Source organism: Arthrobacter sp. B0316-5-4 (assembly GCF_059090325.1).
On the sequence record NZ_JBNHFN010000003.1, the window covers coordinates 143,504 to 165,789 of the forward strand.

Consider the following 22,286-nt stretch of genomic DNA (forward strand, 5'->3'; position numbering starts at 1 on the left):
AGCACGCATCTATACGTGGTTAAGCTCCGGGAGCGTGGCCGCAGGTGCGGCTGCTCCTGGAAACACGGCTGGCCGGGCAGGCCCCTGTGGCGCCGTTGCCGGTGACGAAAGTCTTTCCCGCTTGTGTCCTGGTACCGGTGGTGATTTGGACCGGTAGCTGTGGCCGGTGGGTGTGCTGACCTCGACGGTGTGGAGGTCTTCGGGAAGCGGCTTCGAGGTCCAGCCGGCATTTTCCTTGGTGTGGTTGCATGCTTCACAGAGGCCGGCGCCGTTTTCGGCAGTTGTGGTGCCCCCAGCGTGCCAGGGGACGATATGGTCCAGATGCCTGATGGGTGCGTCGCAGTAAGGAGTCCGGCAGGTGGCGTCCCGGGTTTCGATGAAACGGCGCAAGCCCGATGGAAAGAGCCGGGACTTGGAGTCCATGGCCAGTAGCTCCCCGGTGGCGGGTGCTGTGTAGAGCCGACGGATCCACACAGCACAGTCCTGGGCAGTTCCTCCCACCCCAACCAGCGTCCTGGTCCATTCTGCCGGAACGGTTCCATAGCCGTTGAGGCGGGCGGGTTCGGCGTCGCCCTGAAAAAGTGTACGGTCGGTCATGACGAGCTGGACCTCGATCCCGCTGATGCCGCCCGGTGTTCCGGTGACCCGCTCAACCAGGGCGTCGGCCATGACCTGGCCCCGGGAGCGGGCGTCTCCGCTGGACCGGGCCGAGTCTGCGGCGCGTGTGAGCGCAGCATAGGCGGCGACTCCCTGGGCTACCGGGAGTAGCGCGGTCAGATAAGTCATGGTGTCGGGTGCTGGGCGAAGGCTGACGGTCCGTTCGGTGGCTGCGTGCGCTGCCCGCTGAGTGACCGAACGAGGATCGCGACGATATGCGGCGGCTTTCGTGGCGGCGATGATGGCACGGTCCCCGGCGCCGTCGAACGTTCCGGTATCGGGTGCGAGTTCCTCATCAACCGCGCACCGATCCTCCACGGACAAACATGCGGTTTCTTTGACCAGCAGCGTTGCCCGCCATTCGTTCAACCGGCCCGACTCCAACGCTGCCATCGTGTGCGGCATCTCCGTTACCAAGGCCTTCGCCAGCCCAAGCAATCGAGAGCCGCGGTTCGGGGACTCCCGACGCGCCAACGCCACTTGTGCCGCAGAATCTCGACCGCGTTCCGGTGCGGGAACCCCCGCTGCGGCTTGCTCGTGGCGCTGCGCGAGGTCGAAAGCCACAGCGGCCCTGGCCTGTAGGCCGCTGATAGCGGATTTCAGGTCTTCCAGCCCACGGAGCTGATCGATCAACTCACTGCTGCCCGTGCCAAGGCGGACAGCGCCCAGAAGTACGATCAGTTCAGAGACTCGAGGTCCGGAGTCCCCAGGCCAGAGCGCCAAGGCGCTCGGAGGCACCTCCGTTGCCGGCCCGTCCGCTCCCCGAATATGCTCCATATCCCAACTCTTCCAGCGAGCGCAGCGCCTCAAAAGGACGCAGTGCTCTTATGTGGAAAAGGCAGGCGAAAAGCTCGGATGACCGCGCGCCAAAAGCTAGCGCCCGGCCGCCACCCGTCCGGCCGCCACCCGTCCGGCCAGCACCGTCCGGGCCCGCACCGTGATCGCGGCACCGAGGACCAGGACAGCAGCGACGGCCGCAGCAATCGCCGTCGGGAAGGACTCGGGTGCGTCGGAGCTGCGGCCAACGGTAATCCACGCGAGGCCCCATGCGATGGCTGCCGCCAGGGCGATGCGTCCGTGACCCTTGATTGCCAAGGCGATTCCGACGACGGCCACCACTGCCAGCACCGCCACGGACCAGATCTCGGGTCGCAGCCCAAAACCCGCAAAGCCTGACGCCTTCAAAGCCGCAGCTATGTTGGCGCACACCGCCACGCTGGTCCAGCCCAGGTACAGCCCCAGAGTCCCGTCCACCACCACAGCCTCGACCCATGAGCCGGCGCGGGTCCGGCTGTACCGCAGGAAGGCCAGGACCAAGGTAACCAGGAGGGCCAGGATCACCAGGACGCTGACGAAGAGCCAACCAGCCTGCACGGACAAAATCCACGCGGCATTCAGGATCATCGAAACGGAGACGATCCAACCAAGCGAACGCTGCCGCTCAGAGGAACGTTGGGATGGCAACCACTGCCAAACGGTGAAGGCGAACAGGCCGGCGTACACCACAGACCAGATGGAGAAGGCCGGTGTAGCCGGAGCCAGGAGGGTGGAGTCGGCGGCCAGAGCACCACCGGCGGCCTGCGCGATGGGGGTCCCGCCGAAGACTCCAACGCCGATCATCGATCCCACAATGCATATCACCAAGCTCGCGGTGACCGTCGTTTGCCGGGCCAGGTCTGAGCTTCGAGGTGCCATGTTTCGAGCCTCTTTCCTTAGGAGATGTGCGGGGTCCTGCATTCGCGGGGCACGTGACTTAGTATCAAATTGCTAGTGAAACAAGCTTTACGCTTATCGAAGGAACATGGGATGGACTCGGAAGGCCACGCGCACGGCTACTGGTACGGGAAAGACCCGGGCCAGAAGGCGATTGCCGTCGACGTCCTGAACGCCCTGCGGGACTACCGTGCCTCCGAACAAGCGATGCGCCGGCGGACCCGTTCGTCCATGGGGATGGGTGAGAAGGACCTGCTGGCCCTCCGGTATTTGTTCGAAGCCGAGGCCGCAGGCAAGTTGATGAAGCCCAAGGACCTGGGCGACAAGCTCGGCATAACGTCGGCTTCCATGACCACGCTGATCGACCGGTTGGTGGAGTCCGGCCACATACGCCGCGAACCCCACCCCACTGACCGGCGCGCACTGATTCTGAAGGCAACCACGGGTTCGGACCAGGAAGTCCGGCACACCTTGGGCGGAATGCATCGTCGGATGCTGGACGCGGCCTGCGCGTTGAGTCCGGACGAGTCACAGGTCGTGGTGAACTTCCTGCAGCACATGCGCGAAGCGCTGGACGCCATTGATGAAGAGGAACCGCCCCACTCATGACGTCAGGCTCCACTGCAGGATGAAGATCAGCGTGACCAGGAATCCTGAACCGTAGTTGAGCCAGATGAATCGGCGCCACGCCGCATTGGTGCTTCCCGCCGTCGTATCCGTGACGTTCCAGTAGCGGGCGCAGTTGACGATGTAGGGGACGGCGATGATCGCCGCGAGGGGGCCTGGCCACGGGGTGGCCAGCATCGCCAGTCCGGCAACAAACCAAAGCACGACGGCGAGCCGCACCGTCCGGCGGGCACCGATGACTGTTGCTATGGAGCCGATGGCGGCCTGCCGGTCGGGTTCGATGTCCTGGACCGCGCCGAACGCGTGGGCGGCCATGCCCCACAGGAAAAACGCGGCCAGGAGGATCAGCAGCCCGGGCGTCACGTCCGCGCCGGCCAGCGCCAAGCCGACGACGGCGGGACTGACGAAGTGCGTACTGGACGTCAGCGAGTCCAGGACGGGACGTTCCTTGAAGCGGAGTCCGGCAGCGGAATATGCCACCACGGCGAAGGCGCTCACCGCCAGGCTGATCCACGCAGCAGGCCCGCCGGCGAAAGCCAGGACCACCAGGAACGGCACGTTGGTAATCGCCGCGAGCCACAGCATGGGCCGGTGCAGGTGGGGCTGTAGAAGCGCACCCTCGATCCCGCCCTTTCGTGGGTTTTTGAGGTCTGATTCGTAGTCGAAGACGTCGTTGATGCCGTACATGGCCAGGTTGTACGGGATCAGGAAGTAGAAGGTGCCAACGATCAGGACCCAGTCGATCCCGCGGGTGGTGAGGAGCATGGCCGCGGCGAAAGGGTATGCAGTGTTGATCCAGCTGACCGGCCGGGAGGCGAGCAGTGCTTGCGGGACGAGGCCTTTGAGCTTGGGTTTTGCGGCGTGGCTGCGACGACGGGTCAGCCACATCCACAATCCGGGGAGGGCCACGACGCCTGCCAACGGGTAGGCGAAGTCCTCAATCGGGGCCAGGCCGAACTTGACGCCCAGAATGTGCGCGGCGTTGTAGTGGAAGAGTTCCATGCCGATCATGATCGAGTCGAACACGGCGGTAAGCACGGCCAGCGCGACGAACGCGATGCCCACGGCTTTCCAATGCTGCCGTCGCTCGCCGGGCAGCCCGCCCTTCCCGGCGAAAGCAGCCCGCGCGAACGCTGCGCCGGCGATAACGGCGGCGGCGATGAACAGGAGCGCGAGCACTAGGTAGGTCACGCGTTCTCCCTTTCCCTCTCGCGCTGCCGGGCGGGGATCCGTCCAAGAATGCGCCGGGCGCCGGTGTAAAGAACCATCGTGCACAGCACCAGGAAGAGGAGGAACACTGGTTCCTCGATGGGCAACTCCGGAGCGATCAGCAGGCCAGTGGCGATGGTGCCTTCGCCGCGCAGGAAGATCCCCAGCCCGATGCCGGCCAGGTCCCAGGCGAGGAGGAACACAACCCCGACGGCGGTCACCGTCGCTGCCGCTGTGGCGTCGCGCCAAAAGAACAGCCGGAACCGGTGGTCCAGCAGCAGCATGCACCCGATGCCGAGCAGTAACGAGCCGAGATAGAGGACACCCATCAGCCAATCCTGCTAGCTACTGGCCTCACAGTGGTAGGGCCGGGGCTGTGGTCTCCGCGGATCCGCTTCAGCACCAGCTCGGCGCTGATGAGGCACATGGGAACACCGACGCCCGGCGCGGTGGTGGCCCCCGCGTAGTAGAGGCCACGGACGCGCTTGGAGGCGTTCTGTGCCCGGAACATGGCGCTCTGGCGAAGCGTATGTGCCGGTCCCAGCATGCCGCCGCGCCAGGAGTTGTAGTCGCGGGCGAAGTCGGCAGGTCCGATGGTCTGCCGCAGCACGATCCGTTCGCGGAGGTCGGGGACGCCGGCCCACTGGGCGATCTGGTCGATCGCTGCGTCGGCGGCCTGCTCTATCAGCGCATCGCCCGTGCCGTCCGGGCCCCCTGCCCCGAGCTTGGGATCGGCGGGGACAGGGACCAGGACAAAGAGGTTCTCGTGACCCTGCGGGGCGACGCCCGGATCGGTGGCACTGGGTTTGCAGACGTAGATCGACGCCGGATCCGGAATGTGGGTGTCCGCACCGAAGATCGAGGCGAAGTTTGCCTCCCAATCCCGGGTGAAGAACAAGGAGTGGTGCGGCATCTGCGGCAAAGTACCTTTGACGCCCAGCATTACCAGGACGGCGCCCGGCCCGTTGGTGCGGCTTTGCCAATACTTCCTGTCGTAACTCCGGTCCCTGACGCCAAGGAGTTGGGTTTCGGTGTGGTGCAGGTCAGCGCCGGAGACAACCTGGTCCGCAACGCTGTAGTGCTCGGCTCCTGAGTTGTCGCGCCATTTCACGCCGGTCACTTCCCGGCTGTCCTTGCCGGTAAAAGGGGTGGTGAGCTTCAGACCGTCGAAGCGGCCCACCTTCTTGGTCCGGGTTGCCTCCCGCGTAGTGATCTTGAGGGCTTCGGCGCCCGTATGGATCCGAACCCCGGCGTCGACGGCCAAGGCTTCGAGGCGCTCCACCAGCTCCCGGAACCCGCCCATGGGGTACTGCACTCCGTCACCAAGGTCCAGGGCGCTCATCAGGTGGTACATCGCGGGAGCGGCCGATGGATTGGTGCCGAGGAACACGGCCGGATATCCAAGCACCTGCCGCAGCACCGGATGCTGGAACCGTTGGGAAACGTACTTGTCCAACGGCGTCAGCAGGAGCTGCGCCAACCTGGGAAGGTTCCGCAAGACCTCCGGGTGCAGCAACTCCTGGAGCCTGGTGAAGGGGTTGTACAGGAAAAAGCGTTCGGCCATGGCCGTGGTGTGCCGGGCCGAAGCAAGGTAGGCGGACAACTCTTTGGCACTTCCGGGCTCGACCCTTTCGAAGGTGTCCAAAACCTGTTCGCTGCCCAAGGGGACCGTCAGCGGCTCCGGGGTTACGCCGTCGTGGCCTGGTTCGCTGAAGACGCGGTACGCGGGGCTGAGCGTGCGCAGGTCGAGCTGTTCGGCGGCGCTGGTGCCCAGGAGCTTGAAGAAATGGTCGAAAACGCCGGGCATGAGGTACCAGGACGGGCCGGTATCGAAGCGGAAGCCGTCCCGCTCCAGGCTGCCCGCCCGGCCACCAACGTGGTCCCGCTGCTCAAGGAGCTGGACCTCGTGTCCTTCATGGGCGAGAAGTGCGGCGGTGGCAAGCCCAGCGATGCCACCGCCGATCACTACTGTCCGGGTCATCGGCGGAGCTCCATCCAGGTTGAGGCGATCGCTCGGGCGGCGAGCCCGGCTTTGACGGCGTCCGGCACGCGGACCCGCGAACGGTACAGTTCGTCCACTGTTGTTTGCTCGATCCTGTCCGTCAGAGCCGCGAACAGGGCCAGCGCGCTGCGCACAGCGGCCCGGGCGTCACGCGGCAAGAGAGGAATAACCGCGTTGGCGTCGGCCAGCTGTCCGCGTATGGTCCGGACCCATTCCATCCGGTCACGGTCCTCAAGATGGTCGGCAGTACCAAGGTAGTTGCGACCAAGGCGTGCGGTATCGTCGGCCAGGTCGCGTAGGAAGTTGATGTTTTGGAACGCAGCCCCCAACTGGCTGGCGCCATGCCGCAGGGCCGAGCGGCCGCCGTCGTCGATATCCTGCCCGCGGGTGAACACTTGAAGGCACATCAACCCCACAACCTCAGCGGACCCGTGGACGTACCCCTGGTGGGCGTCGGCGTCGAACCGCAGCGGCGCAGCCGGTGCGGCGGTGTGCTCGCCAAGGTCGGTGCGCATGGAATCGAAGAAGGGGTTGATAAGTGACGCGTCAATCCCGGCCGCACGGGCAGTTTGGGCGAATGCATGGATGATCAGGTCGCTGCTGTAACCGATCTTGATGGCGCGGTGGGTTTCATCGATGAGGTGGTCCAGCGCTTCGCTCTGCTCCTGGTAACTGAGCCCGGCCTCCGCGGTGACCCCGTCCACCAGCTCATCGGCCACCCGTACCAGGGCGTAGATATTGCGGACATGCTGGCGGTGCCGTGACCCCAGCAACCTGCAGGCGAGGCCAAAGGAAGTGGAGTAGGCGGCGATGACCTGGTTCGCGGCGCGTTCGGCGGTCCGCGTGAAATGGGTGAAGGAGGTGTCCGTGGCGACGCTCATGATTGCCGTCCTTCCAGTTGTCCCGCAAGATCCAGCAGGACGTTGCGGGCGCCGGGCGGAACCTGTGAATCGGGACTGGTCAGCAGATGGTTGAAGGCCTGCATCTGTTCACTGATCAGGGATTGGACGAACTCTTCCGCTCCGCAGTCGGTCAGTTGCCGCCGGACATGGTGGGCCTCCGCGCCACTGAGCTCGGGCAGCCCGAAGAAAGGCTCGATGTCCGCCCAACTGCTGGTGCTCCGGGCGTGCGCGATGATGGCCGTCTGCTTGCCTTCCCTCAGGTCCGAAAAAGGATCCTTGCCGTGACGGCGCGGATCCCCAAAGGTGGACAGGAGGTCGTCCTGAAGCTGGAATGCGAGTCCCAGATGCTTGCCTGCTGTGGCCAGCGCTGTTTCGACGGCGAAGTCCGCACCGGCCAGCGCTGCGGCGGCACGCAACGGGAGCTCGAAAGTGTAGGTGGCCGTCTTGTAGCCGCACATCATCAGGATGGTCTCAAGCTCAGGGGTGACGATGCCGTCTCCCAGGCCCACATCAAGCTGCTCGCCTGCCACGGTCTCGTTGATGGTGTGTTCCAGGAGATCGAGCAGGCGAAGCCGTAGTTCGTGCTGCAGGTCGGCGCGGGCGAAGGCTTGGTGCGTGGCGGCGAGCAGCATATCGCCCATCAGGATGCCGCCGGTTTGGGCCCAGTGGAGGGCGCCATCGGGCCGCGGAAGCTCTCCGGCTTCGGCCAGGAGGGAACCGATCAGGTTGGGATGCCCGCGGCGGACCAGATCGCCGTCGATCACGTCGTCGTGCAGCAGGAAGGAGTAGTGGAGCAGTTCGATGGCGGCAGCGATGCTGATAGCCGTCTCGCGCTGGCGTGGATTCCCCTGCTGCAGGGAATCGTAGGTTTCCATGAGGAGGAGCGGCCTGACGAACTTCCCACCCAGGACATTCCCGCCCGCCAGCGTCCAAAGGTGGGCGAAGTCCGGACCGTAGGCCGTAGCGGCGCTGGTCCGTTTGCCGATGAGGCCGGTGAGCTCATTTTCGATGGCCGTGCAGAGATCGGTTCGGCTGCGGACAGTTCCGGAGGTGATGGTCATGCCTCGGCACCCGCCGCGAGGGGGAGGGCCCGGGCCTCGAGGAGTTGCGGGAATTGCATGCCGAGCCAGGGGCTGAAGGCCGCGGGTGCGTGTTCCAGAGCTTCGGACAGCAAAGCGGGCGATATCCAGGCCCAGTCGGCCACTTCGGCGGGATTGGGCTGGAGGGTGCCACTGATCCGGGCCGTGTAGACGGGGCAGATTTCGTTTTCCACGATTCCGGTGGGGTCGACTGCCCGGTAGCGGAAGTGGGGGAGGGCGGGCTCAATCCGGTTGGCGTCCACCCCGAGTTCGAACCGTGCGCGCCGCATGATGGCCTCTTCGAAGTCTTCGCCCGGTCCGGGGTGGCCGCAGAAGCTGTTGGTCCACACGCTGGGCCAGGTCTTCTTCTCGGGCGAGCGCCGGGTCAGGAGGACTTCGCCCGCCTCGTTGAGCAAGTAGCAGGAGAACGCCAGGTGCAGGGGAGTGTCCCGGGTGTGCACGGTGGCTTTGGGAGCCTCTCCGATAGGGGTACCGGCGTCGTCAAGGAGGACGACCATCTCTGTCGCGTTCACTTTTCGCCTTCCCTCGGAACAAAGTCAATGACCAACATTGCTAGACAAACTAGAAGAAAGGCTACCATGTAGGAAGTTGGGTGTAACATACTCAACATGTCCAAACCTGAAGAAATCGACGCCTCGGTTTCCTCGGGCATTTACAAGCTGGAGTCCAACGATCCCCAGCAGGAACTTGTGGACCGTTCCGGACTCTCCGAGTCCGATATCCAGCAGATCAACGAGCTCATGGCGGCACTCGGGCGGTTGCGCGAAGCCGAAGAGCGCCTCTCCGACGCTTCCCGTATCTACATGAAGCTCAACCAGTCAGACATGCGTGCGCTGCACTACCTGATCGTCTGCGCCAACCATGGCGTCATTGCTACGCCCGGCGCAATAGCGGCACACCTTCACATTTCGACGGCGTCAACCACCAAGCTGCTCGACCGGCTGGAACGCGCGGGCCACATCTCCCGCCGCGCGCACCCCTCCGACCGCAGGGCGCTCGCCATTGAAATCACCCCCGAAACCCACGAAGCCGCGATGCGGACGGTGGGCCGGCAGCAAGCCAAACGCTTCATGGCCGCAGCCCGCCTCTCTCCCGCCGAACGGGAGACCGTGATGCGGTTCCTGGAGGACATGGCGCGCGAGATCGAACCCGGCGAATTCCTGCACGGCTAATACCAGTACGGCATGTGCCAACGTCCTACGGTTCGTTCTGTAAGATTCGTGACAAGGCCCACATATTTGTGGGTTCGGCAGGTGTCTGGCATCGCCAGCGGGGGATTCACATAAAGGAATAGTCGATGGCTCAAGAAGAGGGCTCAACCTCACCGGACCGCGGTGCTGATCGCCCGCGCCATGAAGGCTCAGCGGCCGCGGACGAAGGCTCAGCGGCCGCGCCTCAAGGCACTGGTGCGACCATGCGCGAGCAGGTGCTGGACATTATCGGTTCCATCCTGGCCGACACCGATCCCGGCAGCGCAGAGGTCCGGACCAGGCTCCGCGAGTTGGTGGATGCCCATCCCGACAACCCCGCAGGCGCCCTCCTGGAACACCTGTTGGAGACAAGGAAAACACCGGCCTCGGGCACCAAGGTCCCTGTCCAGCGTGAACCGGCCAGCCTGCACCTGGAATCCTCGGACATTGCACGGACCGTTTCCGTCCCCGTCAGCCACGAGATCCGCGAGAGCATCCAGGCGGTCCTTGCGGACAAGCTCCTGCTGACGGCATTCCAACCCGTCCATGCCCTGCCAACAGGCGAGGTGGTGGGCGTCGAAGCCCTGACCCGCTTCGTTGGAGAGGACGGTGCCGGCGCGGACGTGTGGTTCAGCGAGGCAGCCGCAGCTGGACTGGGCACCGAACTGGAGATCGCCGCGCTGCACTGCGCCCTGACCGCTGCGCACGAGGTCCCGGACGACATGTCCGTGGCGCTGAACCTCACCCCGGCAACCTCGGTGGACCCCCGGGTGCGGAACCTGCTGGCCGCGGCGGCCTTGGCCCCCGAACGCATCATCGTTGAACTTACCGGCAGCCTGGAAGACGCCGGCGGGCACTCCGGCGCTGATGGACTGGGGCCTCTGAGGGCCCTGGGACTTCGGCTGGCGGTCAGCGCTTCAGGTGCTGCCTTGGTGTCCCTGGACAGGGTTGAGCAACTGCGCCCGGACATCATCAAGCTCGACCGACACCTCATTGAAGGCATCGAAGGCAGCGCCGGGCAGAAGATCCGCGCACGTGCCATCGTGGAGCTTGCCAGGGACATCGGGGCCAGCGTCATTGCGGAAGGCGTCGAAACCGCGGCTGAACTTGAAGAAGTCACCGCGTTGAACGTCACCGCGGCGCAGGGATACCTCCTGGGGCGTCCTTCCGTCCATCCGCTGGACTGGTCAACCTGGAGCATCCGCGCGCAGACCGAAGCGCAGCCAGCCGGCTGACTGCATGGCTTTTGGGCGACTCGCGTAAAGTAGCACGCGGGGGTTTTGCCGGTCCCAAGAAAACTGGGGACTGCTCAAGCACGGACCCACCTAGCCAGGAAGTTCTACGTTGATGGACAGGTTTTTCAGTATTCTCGCGGATTTTCGCAATAAAGCGTTGCCGGGGAGGTTGCTGGAGCGTCTCAACACGCCGCGGGGCCTGCTGTGGGGTTTCGTGGTTGTCCACCTGGGCTTCCTGATATTCGCTGCGCTGCTCTCCTTCCGGAACGAAGCCTTCAGCGACACCTTTATCTACCGTGAATGGGCGCTCGCAGGCTTCAACGAAAGCAACCTCTCGGGCGGCCCGAGCCCCTGGGTCTACCCCATCCTGGCCCTCATTCCCATGGGCATCGCAGCCGCTGCCGGCGCTGGTCCCTTCTTCTTCCTCTGGGTCCTGCTCACCACCATCCTCAACGGCTGGGCGATGCTTAAGCTCACCGACCGCGGCCGCCGACGCGAGGCCATCCCTGCCGGCTGGTGGTGGCTGTCCTTTGTCCTGCTGATGGGCTGGTTGGGCTTCGCCCGTGTTGATGGGTTGACGGCACCGATCGTCCTCGTCGCCCTGGTGTACGGCGTGGCACGGCCCTTCATTGCCTCGGTCCTGCTGGCCATCGGCACCTGGACAAAGGTGTGGCCTGCGGCCGTCATGCTGGCACTGTTCGCCGTGGTCAAGAACCGCTTGCTGGTTGTGTTGGCAGGAATCACGACGACGGCGGTTGTGGTGGCACTCGCCGCTACGGTTGGCGCCGTCCCCAAGCTGCTGAACTTCCTGACCCAGCAGGGCGACCGCGGAATGCAGCTCGAAGCCACCTTCACCACACCCTGGCTGTGGTTGTCGGTACTGGGCGTCGGCGACTCCCGGATGTACATGAATACCGACATCAACTCCATGCAGGTGGACGGCCCCGGAACGGCCCTCATGTCCGTGCTGATGCAGCCCCTCCTGCTGCTTGCCGCGGCCGCCGTGGCCGGGCTGACGTTCTGGGCGCTGCACCAAGGAAAAGTCAGCGGTGGCGTTGACCGTACCGAACTGCTGCTCTCGGGAGCCTTGACCCTGGTGACAGCCTTCATTGTCTTCAACAAAGTGGGATCCCCGCAGTTCATGGTGTGGCTTGCCCCTGCCGTGGCCGTCGGATTGGCCCACAACTGGAAGGCGTGGCGCGTCCCGGCCACCATGCTGATAGCAATTGCTGTGGCCACGTTCTTCATCTACCCGTTGTTCTACGATGCGCTGAGCCACAACAACCCGCTGATGGCCATGGTGCTGACCATTCGCAACGTGCTCCTGGTGGTCCTCTTCTTCTGGTCCGCCCGTCGCCTGTACTCACTGGGCAGGAAGCCTTCCGTCGTGACCGCCACCGCGGGCAAGGAGCTCTAAAATTTCTGCCACGTTCTTCGACCGGCTGGTCCGTGTCCGCAGCCGTGTCCTGCCGCCCGCCGTCGTAGCCTGGTTCGCCCGGCCCAGCAGTGTGTGGTGGGGCTTCGCCGTCGTGCATTTCTTCTTCCTGTGCTGGATGGCGTCCTTCTTCCTCAACGGCGACACGTTCAGCGATACCGAGCAGTACCGGCAATGGTCGCTGGAGGGCTACAACCCGGCGAACCCGGGAAAGATCAGTCCCTGGGTCTACCCGGTGCTGGCGCAGATTCCCATTTTCCTTGCCGGAATAGCCGGCCCGGACCTGTACCTGCTGATGTGGTTCCTGATCATCACGGCGCTCAACGCGTTGGGGCTCTGGTACCTGACCCGCGGTCCGCGCAAGGTCAGCGGAATTGCGCCTGCATGGTGGTGGCTCTTCTTTACCGTCTTTATGGGCTACCTCAGCTTTGCCCGTGTTGAGGGCATCACGGCCCCGATCGTGCTCATCGCGTTGCTGTGCGCTGCGCAGAGGCCGGTAGTCGCGGCAGTGCTGCTCAGTGTCGCGACGTGGATCAAAGTCTGGCCCGCCGCGGTGCTTGCTCCAATGATCATTGCCAGCCGCTCGCGGCTGCAGATGGTCGCAGCGGGAGTGGGCGTCACCGCCGTCGTGGGTCTAGGGACCTACCTGGCCGGCGGCTTCAAGCACATCCTGGACTTCCTGATCAACCAGGGTGAGCGCGGGATGCAGTTGGAAGCCACCTTCTCCACGCCCTGGGTGTGGCTCAGTGTCTTCAACATCGCCGGCTCCAGAATGGCGGATAACACGGCCATCAACTCCACCGAGGTCTACGGGCCCGGGGCCGACGCAGCTGCTTTCCTGATGCAGCCACTGCTGATTGTCGCCGCGGTCGCCGGGGCGATCCTCCTGATCCGCGCCCTCAAACGCGGTGCAGAGCGCGAGGAACTGTTCCTCGAAGGTGCGCTGATGATGACCACCGCGTTCATCGTTTTCAACAAGGTGGGCTCGCCGCAGTTCATCATCTGGCTGGCGCCGGTGATCGTGGCCGGCCTGACGCACGACTGGAACCGTTGGAAGGTGCCTGCCGCGCTGCTGATGGCCATCGCCATGACCACGTTCGTGATCTACCCGCTGTTCTACACACCGCTCATTCACGCCCACCCGGTCATGGCCGCAGTCCTCACCATCAGGAACGTGCTGCTGGTAGTGCTGTTGTGGTGGTCGGTCCAGCGGACCGTGGAACTGGGGCGACGGAGCCAGGTCCGGCAGGTAACGCTCTAGCGGATGGTGGGTGGCCGGTGCAGCAGCCGCCGGTCATTCTGCCCCACCCAGCGCGATAACCTGCCTTGGACCAGGAGCCTGCGCGTATGGATGTCCAGGAACACCAGGTAGAAGGCAAAGAGCAGCGCGATCGCGAAGGCCAACGAGGAAAGGTCCACTGAGACCTCGACGAAGGACCACACGGACAGCTGGTCCTGCGCCCCGAAGACCACGAAGAAGGTCACCCCAACGTAGAGACTGCGCATCTGCCAGTCGTCCCTGATTCCCGTCACGGCAAGGAACGGTACGAACCAGAGGATGTACCAGGGCTGGATGATGGGGGACAGCAACACCAAAGCCGCGAATGCAAGGGCCATCCGCCGCACCACCCTGGAGTGGTCTCCGCGGAACATCAGCAGGAGGACCAGCCCCACGCCGCCCCATTTCATGACGGAGCGCAGGATGTCGGCCATGGCGTTGCCCGGGAGTCCCAGGGCGTTTCCAAGGAACTCGATTTGCTGGCCAAGGAACCCCGACGGCGAGTAGCCGGTGAAACCGGGTGTGGGATCGGTGATGGCCCACACCCATCCCATGCCGAGGCCGTGGGGGATGCCGCTGATGAACAGCACGCCGAAACTAATCCCGGCTGTGGCCGCCCAAATTCCGAATTTCCGGGGCCACGATGCCCCGGCGCCGGCCCACATCAGTCCGATGAACGGGAGCAGCAGCACGGTGATCGGCTTGATGCCAATGGAGGCAGTGACCAGGAGGATGCCGATCAGCGGCCGTTTGGTGGCGGCGAAGTATGTTCCTGCAACAGCCAGGCCAACCATGATGGCGTCGTTGTGGGCGCTGGCCACGAAGCTGATCAGGAACAGCGGGTTGGCCACCGCGATCCACAGCGCCCGGGCACCGTTGATGCCGTGCAATTCGGCAAGTTTGGGCACATACAGCACGCAGAGCAGCACACCGCCGGCAGCCAGCAGCCTGAACAGCAGGACGGACACATCCGGTTGGGCACCGGTGATGGCCACAACCGCGTGCTCCATCCACAGGAAGTAGGGCCCGTAGGGCGTCCTGGCTTCAGCCCAGGCCGGATCGGCGCCAAGGGAGAACCAGTTGCTGAGAGTTGAGATGCCTACGGTGTAGGGATTTTGGCCCTCCATCATCAGCCGGCCCTGGCCTATATAGGCGTAGACGTCGCGTGAGTAGACGGGCACGGCAAAGAGCAATGGCAGGGACCAGGCAGCGATGGCCCAGACAATGGGCCGCAGGGAGTTCCCCTCCCACGTAGCCATCCGTTGACCGAGCCTGAGCCAGGAGCGGACCAACAGCATGGCGCCCACGGTCAGCAGCACCGCCGAGGTGGTGACGCCCCAGCCCTCCGTGCGGAGGGCAATGACTATGGGGTGCCGGATCATGGGGGAACCGTTGGCGATCCACCCAATCCCGATCGACCCGGCGAACATGAAGAGCGAACCAAGGAACCCCTGCCAGATGGCAGGGTATGCCACGGGCTTCCCAGTGGCCGCGGGCGGCTTGGCTGGAAGGGTGTGGCTGACGGGAGGAACGTTGGTCACCGATGAAGATCCGGGCTGTGGGTTGGGGGTACTGCCTGTCGTCATGACTGGTCGTTTTCCCCCACTCACGGTATGGCGCTCCGAGGAAAGAGCGCGGTTGATGCCGAAGAGCTTGTACATGCGGCAAGTGAAATTTTAGCGTTGATCCTGTCGAAGCCACCACAGGCGCGGCAAAGGGTGATGGAATGCATACGCCGGGCGTTTTCCGCCCACGTTTACGGGCGGTCCTCCCGCGCGGTGAGGTTCCGGGGATCGATGCCCACAAAGGACCCCGGTGGCATGGCAGCGCCGAAAACCGGTCCAGGCAGCGGCCGCTTCGCATGGCCTTCGTGGTGGGAGTTCCTCTGCCTTAGCCGCTTCAGCACCCATGGAACCAGGTATTCCCGCGCCCAGACGGCGTCGTCCGTGCGCGCTTCGCGCCAACTTCGTTCCGGGAGGGGCTTCGGCGCCAGGGGTTCCAGGGAGTGCGGGACGTTGAGGGCATCCAGGACCATGATGGCGATGTTGTGCTGGCCCAGCGGGGAGAAATGCAGGCGGTCCGGGTCCCACATTTGGGGGTTGGTGAGTTGGCGGAGGGCCCACAGGTCTGCGATCACGGCATCATGCCTGGCTGCGACAACGCGGATGTTTTCGTTGAAGATGGCCACCTTCCCGCGGGTGCGCCCCAGCACGGGCGTAGCGCCCCAGTCCGGACCAGTGAACAGCAGGATGGACGCTCCCGTGGTGGCCAGTGCTTCCACCCCCGCGTCCAGCTCAAGGGCCAGCGAATCGGGATCTGTCCGGTGGAAGAGCAGGTCGTTGCCGCCGGCGTTGAGGGTGATCAGGTCTGGCCGGAGGGCCAGTGCCGGTCCTACCTGTTCATCCAGGATCTGGCGGAGCAACTTTCCGCTGACTGCCAGGTTTGCGTAGGCGAAGTCCGGATGTCCGTTGCTCAGCTCCTCCGCTACCCGGTCCGCCCAGCCACGCAAGCCCCCGGGGCTGCGCGGCTCCGGATCTCCCACTCCCTCGGTGAACGAGTCCCCCAAAGCCACATAACGGCTCCACGGGTGCAGGCGGGGCACCCTGCCGTTGGAGCCTCCCTCCACCGGGCCGTTCGGGCTGGTGGCGTTCATCTCCCCATAGTGCGCTGAATTATCGGGTTTTTGTACAGTACGTGTTCAAAACTCTCAGATCCAAGGGGGCGGGACGGGTTTCGTGCCGTCCCTGCTGCGCCCGGCGGCCCATTCGACGACGGCGGGTAGCGGCCCGGTGACGATCGTCGGGTCCGTGGCGCTGGTGTCGCCGAACGCCTGGCCGCTTTCGTTCACCGTGATGAGGAGTCCGGTGTCCGTCCCGCGGGTTTTCCAGGCGCCGGTGATGTCCTTGAGCAGTCGTTGCAGGACGGGGGTGGGGATGTCGTTGAACGTGGCACCGTTGTCGAGGTCCACGGCGTGCATCCACACTTCGCGGGTCCGCATCCACACGGTTTCAGAGGCGGGCACGGTGCGTCCTTGGGCAGTGCGGACCTTGTGGGTCCAATGCGTGTCCGGGAGGTCGCGCCATTCGACGGACAAGTGCAGAGCGGAATGATCGAACAGGTTCCGCAAAGCGATGGGGGACAGGGTGGCACCGAAGTCGATTTCCCGGTTCCGCGCCTCAGGCGAGGAATACATGGGGGTTTCGACGCCGGTGGCCGCCCACTCCACCAACCGGGCGATCGCGCGGGCGTTGTACCCAACATGGGCCACCACGTGCCGGCGGGTCCAGGCCGGCAGGCGCGTGCCGCCGTCGAGCTCTGCGTCGCTGAGTTCGTTCAGCTTCCGGGCGAAGAACGCGGTGCCCCGCCGCGCCTGCAGGAGTTCTTCCTGCAGGCGCGGGTCGGTGGCGAGGTCGTGGCGGGCGACCATCAGGCTTCCTTGACCACGCGGTTGTTCAGCTGGCCCAGGCCCTCGATGGTGGTGACCAGGAGCTGGCCTTCCTGCAGGTACCGCTTGGGGTCCTGGGCGTGCCCGACGCCGCCAGGGGTGCCGGTGGCGATGACGTCGCCCGGGTTCAAAGTGATGATGGTGGAGATGTAGGAAACCAGGAATTCCGGAGTGAAGACCAGGTCGCCGGTGGGGGTGGACTGTTGGATTTCGCCGTCCACTGCCGAGGTCATGAGCGGCCCGGCGCTGAACTCGTCCTTGGTGACCAGGGCAGGCCCGAACGGGGTGGAGTTCTCCCAGGTCTTGCCCTGGAGCCACTGGATGGTGCGGAACTGGTAGTCACGCATGCTGACGTCGTTGAGGACCGCGTACCCGGCGATATGCTCCGCTGCCTGCGCTTCGGGGATGCGGCGGCCCTTCTTGCCGATGATGACGGCGAGTTCCGCTTCCCAGTCCACGGTGTCCGATTCCTGGGGAAGTGCGAGGTCGTCGTTCGGGCCGATCAGCGATTCTGTGTACTTCGCGAACAGGGTGGGGTGTTCGGGGATTTCCCGGCCCATTTCCTTGATGTGGTTGCGGTAGTTGTGGCCCACGCAGATGATCTTCCCCGGTGAGGGTACGACGGCGGCGAGGTCGGCGCCGTCGAGCGCGTGCGTTGCGCCGTCGGCTGCCTTCGCCGTGGTTTCCCAGGCGGGGTCGGCCAGGAGCGCCCCGACGTCGGCGAAGCCGTCGATTTCGGTGAGGGTGTCCCCGTCCTGGCGGACGGCGACGGTGCCTTGGCCGGTGGCGGTTTCGGTGCGGAGGGTGAGCAGTCTCATTACTTGCGTCCTTCGGTGTAGCTGCGGTTGAAGTTCAGTCGTTCAAAGATGGGGGCGTCGCTGAAGCGGAAGAGATCGAACTCTGTTTGTGTAGCAGCGTCCGCATCCGCGCGGAGGGACCATTCCTGCCAGGACGGGACCACGAACAGGTCGCCCTTGGCCAGTTCCTTGGTTTCACCGTTGAGGATGGCGGTGCCGGTGCCTTCGAAGACCTGCCAGACACTGGAACCGACCTCGCGGAGCGGTTCGGTGGAGGCGCCGGCGCGGAGGCGGTGGAACTCGGCCCGGATGGTGGGCATGACGTCCCCGCCGGTGGTGGGGTTCGAGTATCGGATCGCGGCGTGGCCCTGGGACACGGTGGCCGGATGGCCCTCGTCCTCGAGGAGGAGCTGCTCACGCAGGGCCGCGTCGGTGTGTTCCCACCGGTACGCCGCGATGGGGGAGTTGGTGGTGTCCTGCAATCCGGACAGGGGCCGGAGGCCGGGGTGGGCCCAAAGCCTTTCCGAGCGCGAGATGTCAGGGGTTGCTTCATCGGTGACGCGTTCGGTGCCGAACTCGAAGAACCCGGCATCGGCGTAGTGCACGAACGGAATGTCCAAACCGTCGATCCAGGCCATCGGCTGGTCCGTGTCGTTGTGGTGGCCGTGGAAATTCCAGCCCGGTGTGAGCAGGAAGTCTCCGCGGCGCATCGCCACGGGGTCCCCGTTCACCACAGTCCAGACGCCCTCGCCCTCCACCACGAAACGGAAGGCGTTCTGGGAGTGCCGGTGTTCCGGGGCTACCTCGTGCGGGCCCAGGTACTGGATGGCGGCCCACAACGTGGGGGTCGCATACGGGGTGCCAGGGAGGCCGGGGTTCGCCAGGGCTATGGCCCGCCGCTCGCCACCCCGGCCCACCGGAACCAGGTCACCGGCCTGGGCGGCCAGCGGGTAGAGGTCATCCCAGCGCCAAACATGCGGCACGGCCTTCGGCGTGGGGACCATGGGCATCAGGTCACCGATCTCGGTCCAGAGTGGAACCATGTTTCCCGCAGCGAAGTCCTTGTACAACTGCTCCAACTGGGCAGCCTCTTCCGGAGTGGGCTCCGGCAGGACGTGGCTGGCGGCCACGGATTCGTGGGTCGTGTTCTCGGCGCTGATGGACACGTAGGCCTCCTCGATAGGTCCGAACAGTTCTTGGCGTAGTTCGACCCTACGGACGGTGGTACGGGGGTCCGAGAGAATTCTGCTCTACAGAACTTCGGGGATTCAGTCCTCGTCGGCGGGGTTGGCTGCGATGTCGATTTCGAGTTGCCGGCATGTCTCCCGCAGTGCGGTGACCAAACCGGCGTCGAACACTTTGCGGAACCGGGTGGCAGGAGTGGCGACGCTCAACGCTCCCACTACCTGGCCGTGCCGGTTGTGCAGGGCCATGCCGAGCGCGCTCACGCCTTCTTCCGTTCCCTCGAAATTAGCGGCGAAACCGTTGCTGCGGATCGTCTCGAGTTCCCGGATGAAGGCAGGATAGCTGTCGTCCGGGATGGTGTCGCCGCCAATTCCAGCGTTCTGGCTGCGGAACAGCTGGTCGATCATGGGTGGCTCCAGTTCGGCCAGCATGACTTTGCCGCCGGAGGTTTTGTCTGCCGGCATGACCGTGCCTTGGCGGTCGCCAATGCGCAGGACGTTGCTGCCCTCAACCGTTGCGAGGAAGCGGACCTTGGTGCCGACCCGAACCATCAGGTTGACCGTTTCGTCGAGCCGTGCCGAGAGGAGCTCCATGTGCGGCAGCGCCAGGTCCCTCAAGGGCCGGGTCCAGCCCAGCCCAGCGGGACCCACACCCATCGCCGGCCCGGGGACATACCGCCGGTTTTCATCCTGGACCGCGAACCCGCGGTAAACCAGCATGGCCAGCAGCCGGTGGGCGGTGGACGGGGCGACGCCCAATTCGGCCGCAGCGTCCTTGAGCCTAAGGGCGCCGCCATCGCGCAGCAGCTGGAGGAGCTGCAAGGCGTTGTCCACTGCCTCGATGGAATAGGTGGGCCTCTTTTGCAAAGGCTTCCGGGTGGAGGATCTGGGAGGATTATTCTGCACAACAGAATTGTATGGTGCAGATTCTGCGAGCGGCAGGACAGTGGTGGGATGAATCACACACTTCCCGCTGCAGCGTCGCATGGGCCAACCTCCGGAGCCGTCACCGCTGACTCTCCCGGCACAGCGCCACGCTTTTCCAAAGGCTCAGCGCTGGCCGTCCTTGTTTGCTGGCTGCTGGTGGTCTTCGACGGCTACGACCTCATTGTTTACGGCACAGTCCAGTCCTCCCTCATCTCCGAAACAGGGTGGGGCCTCACCAAGGCGACCGCCGGGACCATCGGTTCCATGGCTTTCCTCGGCATGATGATCGGGGCCATCTTCGCCGGAAGAATGGCCGACTCGTGGGGCAGGCGAAAAACCATCATCGGTTGTGCGATTGTCTTCTCGGTCTTCACCATCCTGTGTGCCCTCGCGCCCAACGCGGCCGTTTTCGGCATTCTTCGCCTCCTCGCCGGCATAGGGCTAGGCGGGCTTGTCCCCTCCGCCAACGCGCTGGTAGCCGAGCTGGTACCGGCCAAATGGCGTTCCACCATCGCCACGCTCATGATGTCCGGCGTACCGATCGGTGGCTCCATCGCAGCACTGGTGGGCATCCCGTTGATTCCCGCTTTCGGCTGGCAAGCCATGTTCCTCGTGGCAGCACTGGCCTTGGTGATCGTGGTGCCGCTGGGGCTCAAGTTCATCCCGGAGACACTGGCACCGGGGAAGGGCGCAAGCACTGACGCCAACAAGAAGGCCGGGTTCGGTTCCCTGCTCCGTGCGCCTTACCTCGGCGTCAGCGTGCTCTTCGCCTTGGCCACCATCGCAACCCTGTTCGCCTGGTACGGCCTGGGCACGTGGCTGCCTAACCTGATGCAGTTGGCCGGATACAACCTCGGATCGGCCCTGACCTTCGCCTTGGCCCTGAACCTGGGCGCCGTTGCCGGCTCCGTCATCACCGCCTGGGCGGGCACCCGTTTCGGTCCGATTCCGACGGCGATTGCGGCTGCCGCCGTCGCCGCCGTCGGGCTTGCCGCCCTCCTGTCCAGCCCGCCCGTGGCGGTGGTGTACCTCGCGCTGGTACTGGCCGGCGTCGGGACCCATGGCACGCAGTGCCTCATCATCGCGGCGGTCGCGAGCCACTATCCGGACCATCTGCGGGGAACCGCGCTCGGCTGGGCGCTGGGTACGGGCCGCATAGGTGCCGTCGTGGCGCCGCAGGTTGGTGGGCTCCTGCTCGCCGCCGGGCTGGGCGTCAACTCAAACTTCCTCGCGTTCGCCGGTGCCGCCGCCATCGCTGCGGTCCTGTTGGCCGCCGTCGGACTCAAAATCAAGAAAAAGATCTCCCAAGGAGCAAACAATGCCTGAGTACACCCCGTCCACCGATGTCCTGGTTGTGGGAGGAGGGATGGCCGGACTGGCCGGCGCCCTGGCCCTCCGCGAGAACGGCGCCAACGTAACGCTCGTGGAGCGGGCCCCCGAATTCGGCGAGGTTGGCGCTGGCCTTCAGATGGCCCCGAACGCCTCCCGCGTCCTGAAACGCTGGGGTTTGCTGGAGAAGGCCCTGGAGATCGGCGTCCAGCCAAAGCACCTGGTGTTCCGCGACGCCATCACGGGTGAAGAGCTGACCCGCCAGTCGCTGCGCGGGGAATTCGAGGAGCGCTACGGCGCCCCCTATGTGGTCATTCACCGCAGCGATCTTCACCGCGTACTCCTCGAAGGATGTGAAGCGGCGGGCGTGAAGCTGGTCAACGACGTCATGGTGGACAGCGTGGAAACCCTGAACGGACGGGGCATCGTTCACACTGCGGCCGGTGTCGATTATGAAGCTGACGTAGTGATTGGCGCTGACGGCCTGAAATCCACGCTGCGTCCCCTGGTGGCCGCCGATGAGCCGGTCTCCTCGGCCTACGTCGCCTACCGCGGCACGGTTCCGATCACCGCCGAGACCCCCGCCACCGACCTCGAAGACGTGGTGGTCTACCTCGGACCGGATTGCCACCTGGTGCAGTACCCGCTCCGCAAAGGCGAACTTCTGAATACTGTCGCTGTCTTCAAATCCCCCTCCTTCGAGCGGGGTGAAGAACAGTACGGGGGAGTGGACGAGCTCCAGGCCGCCTACAAGGACTGTGTCCCCGCCGTCCAAGCCGCCCTCGCGAACCTCGGCACCAGCATCCGTTGGCCCATGTACGACCGCGACCCCATCGAAAACTGGGTTGCCGGCCGCATGGTCCTCATGGGCGACGCCGCCCACCCGATGCTCCAGTACCTCGCCCAAGGCGCGTGCCAGGCACTCGAAGATGCCGCCGTGCTGCAGGACGTCAGCGCCGGCACCGTCTTCACCGCCGACGGCGCCAACCCGTCCGCGTGGGACGACGCCATCGCGGAATTCAACAAGGTCCGGGCCGCCCGCACAGCCCGGGTCCAGCGAACGGCCCGCGTATGGGGTGAGTCCTGGCATGTTTCCGGGCTGGCGCGGACGCTCCGGAACCTGCTGTTCAAGAGCCGCAAGGACAACGACTTCCAGTACAACGACTGGCTGTACGGCCAGGCCGGCGAAGGACTGCCGGCCGCGGAGGCCCCGCGGGTAGCCAGCCAGCTTCCGGCCTGACCGCCTGACGGCCTG

21 protein-coding genes are annotated in these 22,286 nt (G+C 65.0%); 7 read left to right on the forward strand and 14 right to left on the reverse strand.

Annotation, left to right across the window (positions count from 1 at the left end; all coding sequences use genetic code 11):
• Positions 1-9: 9 nt before the first annotated feature.
• Both AC5RU9_RS09180 and AC5RU9_RS09185 read right to left on the reverse strand, forming a co-directional pair.
• Positions 10-1,434: an HNH endonuclease gene (locus AC5RU9_RS09180; RefSeq protein WP_494016184.1), complete on the reverse strand. Its 1,425-nt coding sequence runs from the start codon at positions 1,432-1,434 to the stop codon at positions 10-12.
• A 96-nt stretch (positions 1,435-1,530) separates the two neighbouring features.
• Positions 1,531-2,352, reverse strand: a complete 822-nt coding sequence (locus AC5RU9_RS09185) for a TspO-related membrane protein (RefSeq protein ID WP_494016185.1) — start codon at positions 2,350-2,352, stop codon at positions 1,531-1,533.
• Positions 2,353-2,463: 111 nt separating this feature from the next.
• On the opposite strand from AC5RU9_RS09185, the gene AC5RU9_RS09190 reads away from it, so the two are divergent.
• Positions 2,464-2,979 carry a MarR family winged helix-turn-helix transcriptional regulator gene (locus AC5RU9_RS09190; protein ID WP_211710903.1) on the forward strand — a complete coding sequence of 172 codons (516 nt, stop codon included), beginning with the start codon at positions 2,464-2,466 and terminating at the stop codon, positions 2,977-2,979.
• Here AC5RU9_RS09190 and AC5RU9_RS09195 read toward each other — a convergent pair.
• The 6 genes from AC5RU9_RS09195 to idi are packed head-to-tail and all read right to left on the reverse strand — an operon-like array spanning position 2,974 to position 8,722.
• The gene (locus tag AC5RU9_RS09195; RefSeq protein WP_494016186.1) at positions 2,974-4,188 is read right to left on the reverse strand and encodes a prenyltransferase; all 1,215 of its coding nucleotides are present in this window, start codon (positions 4,186-4,188) and stop codon (positions 2,974-2,976) included. The genes AC5RU9_RS09190 and AC5RU9_RS09195 overlap by 6 nt on opposite strands.
• The gene (locus tag AC5RU9_RS09200) at positions 4,185-4,535 is read right to left on the reverse strand and encodes a lycopene cyclase domain-containing protein (protein WP_494016187.1); all 351 of its coding nucleotides are present in this window, start codon (positions 4,533-4,535) and stop codon (positions 4,185-4,187) included. The genes AC5RU9_RS09195 and AC5RU9_RS09200 overlap by 4 nt, the downstream gene beginning before the upstream one ends.
• Entirely contained in the window at positions 4,535-6,187 is a 1,653-nt protein-coding gene (crtI, locus tag AC5RU9_RS09205; RefSeq protein ID WP_494016188.1) for a phytoene desaturase family protein, read from the reverse strand. The genes AC5RU9_RS09200 and crtI overlap by 1 nt, the downstream gene beginning before the upstream one ends.
• On the reverse strand, positions 6,184-7,089 hold the full coding sequence (locus tag AC5RU9_RS09210) for a phytoene/squalene synthase family protein (RefSeq protein WP_494016189.1): 906 nt from the start codon (positions 7,087-7,089) through the stop codon (positions 6,184-6,186). Before AC5RU9_RS09210 ends, crtI begins: the two co-directional genes overlap by 4 nt.
• On the reverse strand, positions 7,086-8,171 hold the full coding sequence (locus AC5RU9_RS09215) for a polyprenyl synthetase family protein (RefSeq protein WP_494016190.1): 1,086 nt from the start codon (positions 8,169-8,171) through the stop codon (positions 7,086-7,088). The genes AC5RU9_RS09210 and AC5RU9_RS09215 overlap by 4 nt, the downstream gene beginning before the upstream one ends.
• Positions 8,168-8,722: an isopentenyl-diphosphate Delta-isomerase gene (idi, locus tag AC5RU9_RS09220; RefSeq protein WP_494016191.1), complete on the reverse strand. Its 555-nt coding sequence runs from the start codon at positions 8,720-8,722 to the stop codon at positions 8,168-8,170. Before idi ends, AC5RU9_RS09215 begins: the two co-directional genes overlap by 4 nt.
• A gap of 96 nt (positions 8,723-8,818) precedes the next feature.
• On the opposite strand from idi, the gene AC5RU9_RS09225 reads away from it, so the two are divergent.
• The 4 genes from AC5RU9_RS09225 (at position 8,819) to AC5RU9_RS09240 (ending at position 13,331) form a co-directional block, all read left to right on the forward strand.
• Positions 8,819-9,382, forward strand: coding sequence for a MarR family winged helix-turn-helix transcriptional regulator (locus tag AC5RU9_RS09225; RefSeq protein ID WP_494016192.1), 564 nt, complete (start codon positions 8,819-8,821; stop codon positions 9,380-9,382).
• A gap of 125 nt (positions 9,383-9,507) precedes the next feature.
• A complete protein-coding gene (locus AC5RU9_RS09230; RefSeq protein WP_494016193.1) occupies positions 9,508-10,635 on the forward strand; it encodes an EAL domain-containing protein in 1,128 nt (375 codons plus the stop codon).
• 112 nt (positions 10,636-10,747) lie between these two features.
• Positions 10,748-12,052, forward strand: coding sequence for a glycosyltransferase 87 family protein (locus AC5RU9_RS09235; RefSeq protein ID WP_494016194.1), 1,305 nt, complete (start codon positions 10,748-10,750; stop codon positions 12,050-12,052).
• A gap of 112 nt (positions 12,053-12,164) precedes the next feature.
• Positions 12,165-13,331: a glycosyltransferase 87 family protein gene (locus AC5RU9_RS09240; protein ID WP_494016195.1), complete on the forward strand. Its 1,167-nt coding sequence runs from the start codon at positions 12,165-12,167 to the stop codon at positions 13,329-13,331.
• Here the strand turns inward: AC5RU9_RS09240 and mptB are convergent.
• From mptB to AC5RU9_RS09270, 6 genes are all read right to left on the reverse strand, one after another.
• A complete protein-coding gene (gene mptB / locus AC5RU9_RS09245; protein WP_494016196.1) occupies positions 13,328-14,935 on the reverse strand; it encodes a polyprenol phosphomannose-dependent alpha 1,6 mannosyltransferase MptB in 1,608 nt (535 codons plus the stop codon). The genes AC5RU9_RS09240 and mptB overlap by 4 nt on opposite strands.
• Before the next feature lie 170 nt (positions 14,936-15,105).
• Positions 15,106-16,002: an SGNH/GDSL hydrolase family protein gene (locus AC5RU9_RS09250; RefSeq protein WP_494016197.1), complete on the reverse strand. Its 897-nt coding sequence runs from the start codon at positions 16,000-16,002 to the stop codon at positions 15,106-15,108.
• A gap of 54 nt (positions 16,003-16,056) precedes the next feature.
• Positions 16,057-16,776, reverse strand: a complete 720-nt coding sequence (locus AC5RU9_RS09255; RefSeq protein ID WP_494016198.1) for a maleylpyruvate isomerase family mycothiol-dependent enzyme — start codon at positions 16,774-16,776, stop codon at positions 16,057-16,059.
• Positions 16,776-17,612 carry a fumarylacetoacetate hydrolase family protein gene (locus tag AC5RU9_RS09260; protein ID WP_494016199.1) on the reverse strand — a complete coding sequence of 279 codons (837 nt, stop codon included), beginning with the start codon at positions 17,610-17,612 and terminating at the stop codon, positions 16,776-16,778. The genes AC5RU9_RS09255 and AC5RU9_RS09260 overlap by 1 nt, the downstream gene beginning before the upstream one ends.
• Complete coding sequence (locus tag AC5RU9_RS09265; RefSeq protein WP_494016200.1) at positions 17,612-18,757, reverse strand: cupin domain-containing protein; 1,146 nt, start codon at positions 18,755-18,757, stop codon at positions 17,612-17,614. Before AC5RU9_RS09265 ends, AC5RU9_RS09260 begins: the two co-directional genes overlap by 1 nt.
• Before the next feature lie 102 nt (positions 18,758-18,859).
• Positions 18,860-19,681 carry an IclR family transcriptional regulator gene (locus AC5RU9_RS09270; RefSeq protein WP_494016201.1) on the reverse strand — a complete coding sequence of 274 codons (822 nt, stop codon included), beginning with the start codon at positions 19,679-19,681 and terminating at the stop codon, positions 18,860-18,862.
• A 48-nt stretch (positions 19,682-19,729) separates the two neighbouring features.
• Between AC5RU9_RS09270 and AC5RU9_RS09275 the strand changes: the two genes are divergently transcribed.
• Positions 19,730-21,028 carry an MFS transporter gene (locus tag AC5RU9_RS09275; protein ID WP_494016202.1) on the forward strand — a complete coding sequence of 433 codons (1,299 nt, stop codon included), beginning with the start codon at positions 19,730-19,732 and terminating at the stop codon, positions 21,026-21,028.
• The gene (locus AC5RU9_RS09280; protein ID WP_211710873.1) at positions 21,021-22,271 is read left to right on the forward strand and encodes an FAD-dependent oxidoreductase; all 1,251 of its coding nucleotides are present in this window, start codon (positions 21,021-21,023) and stop codon (positions 22,269-22,271) included. The genes AC5RU9_RS09275 and AC5RU9_RS09280 overlap by 8 nt, the downstream gene beginning before the upstream one ends.
• The last annotated feature ends 15 nt before the right edge of the window (positions 22,272-22,286 follow it).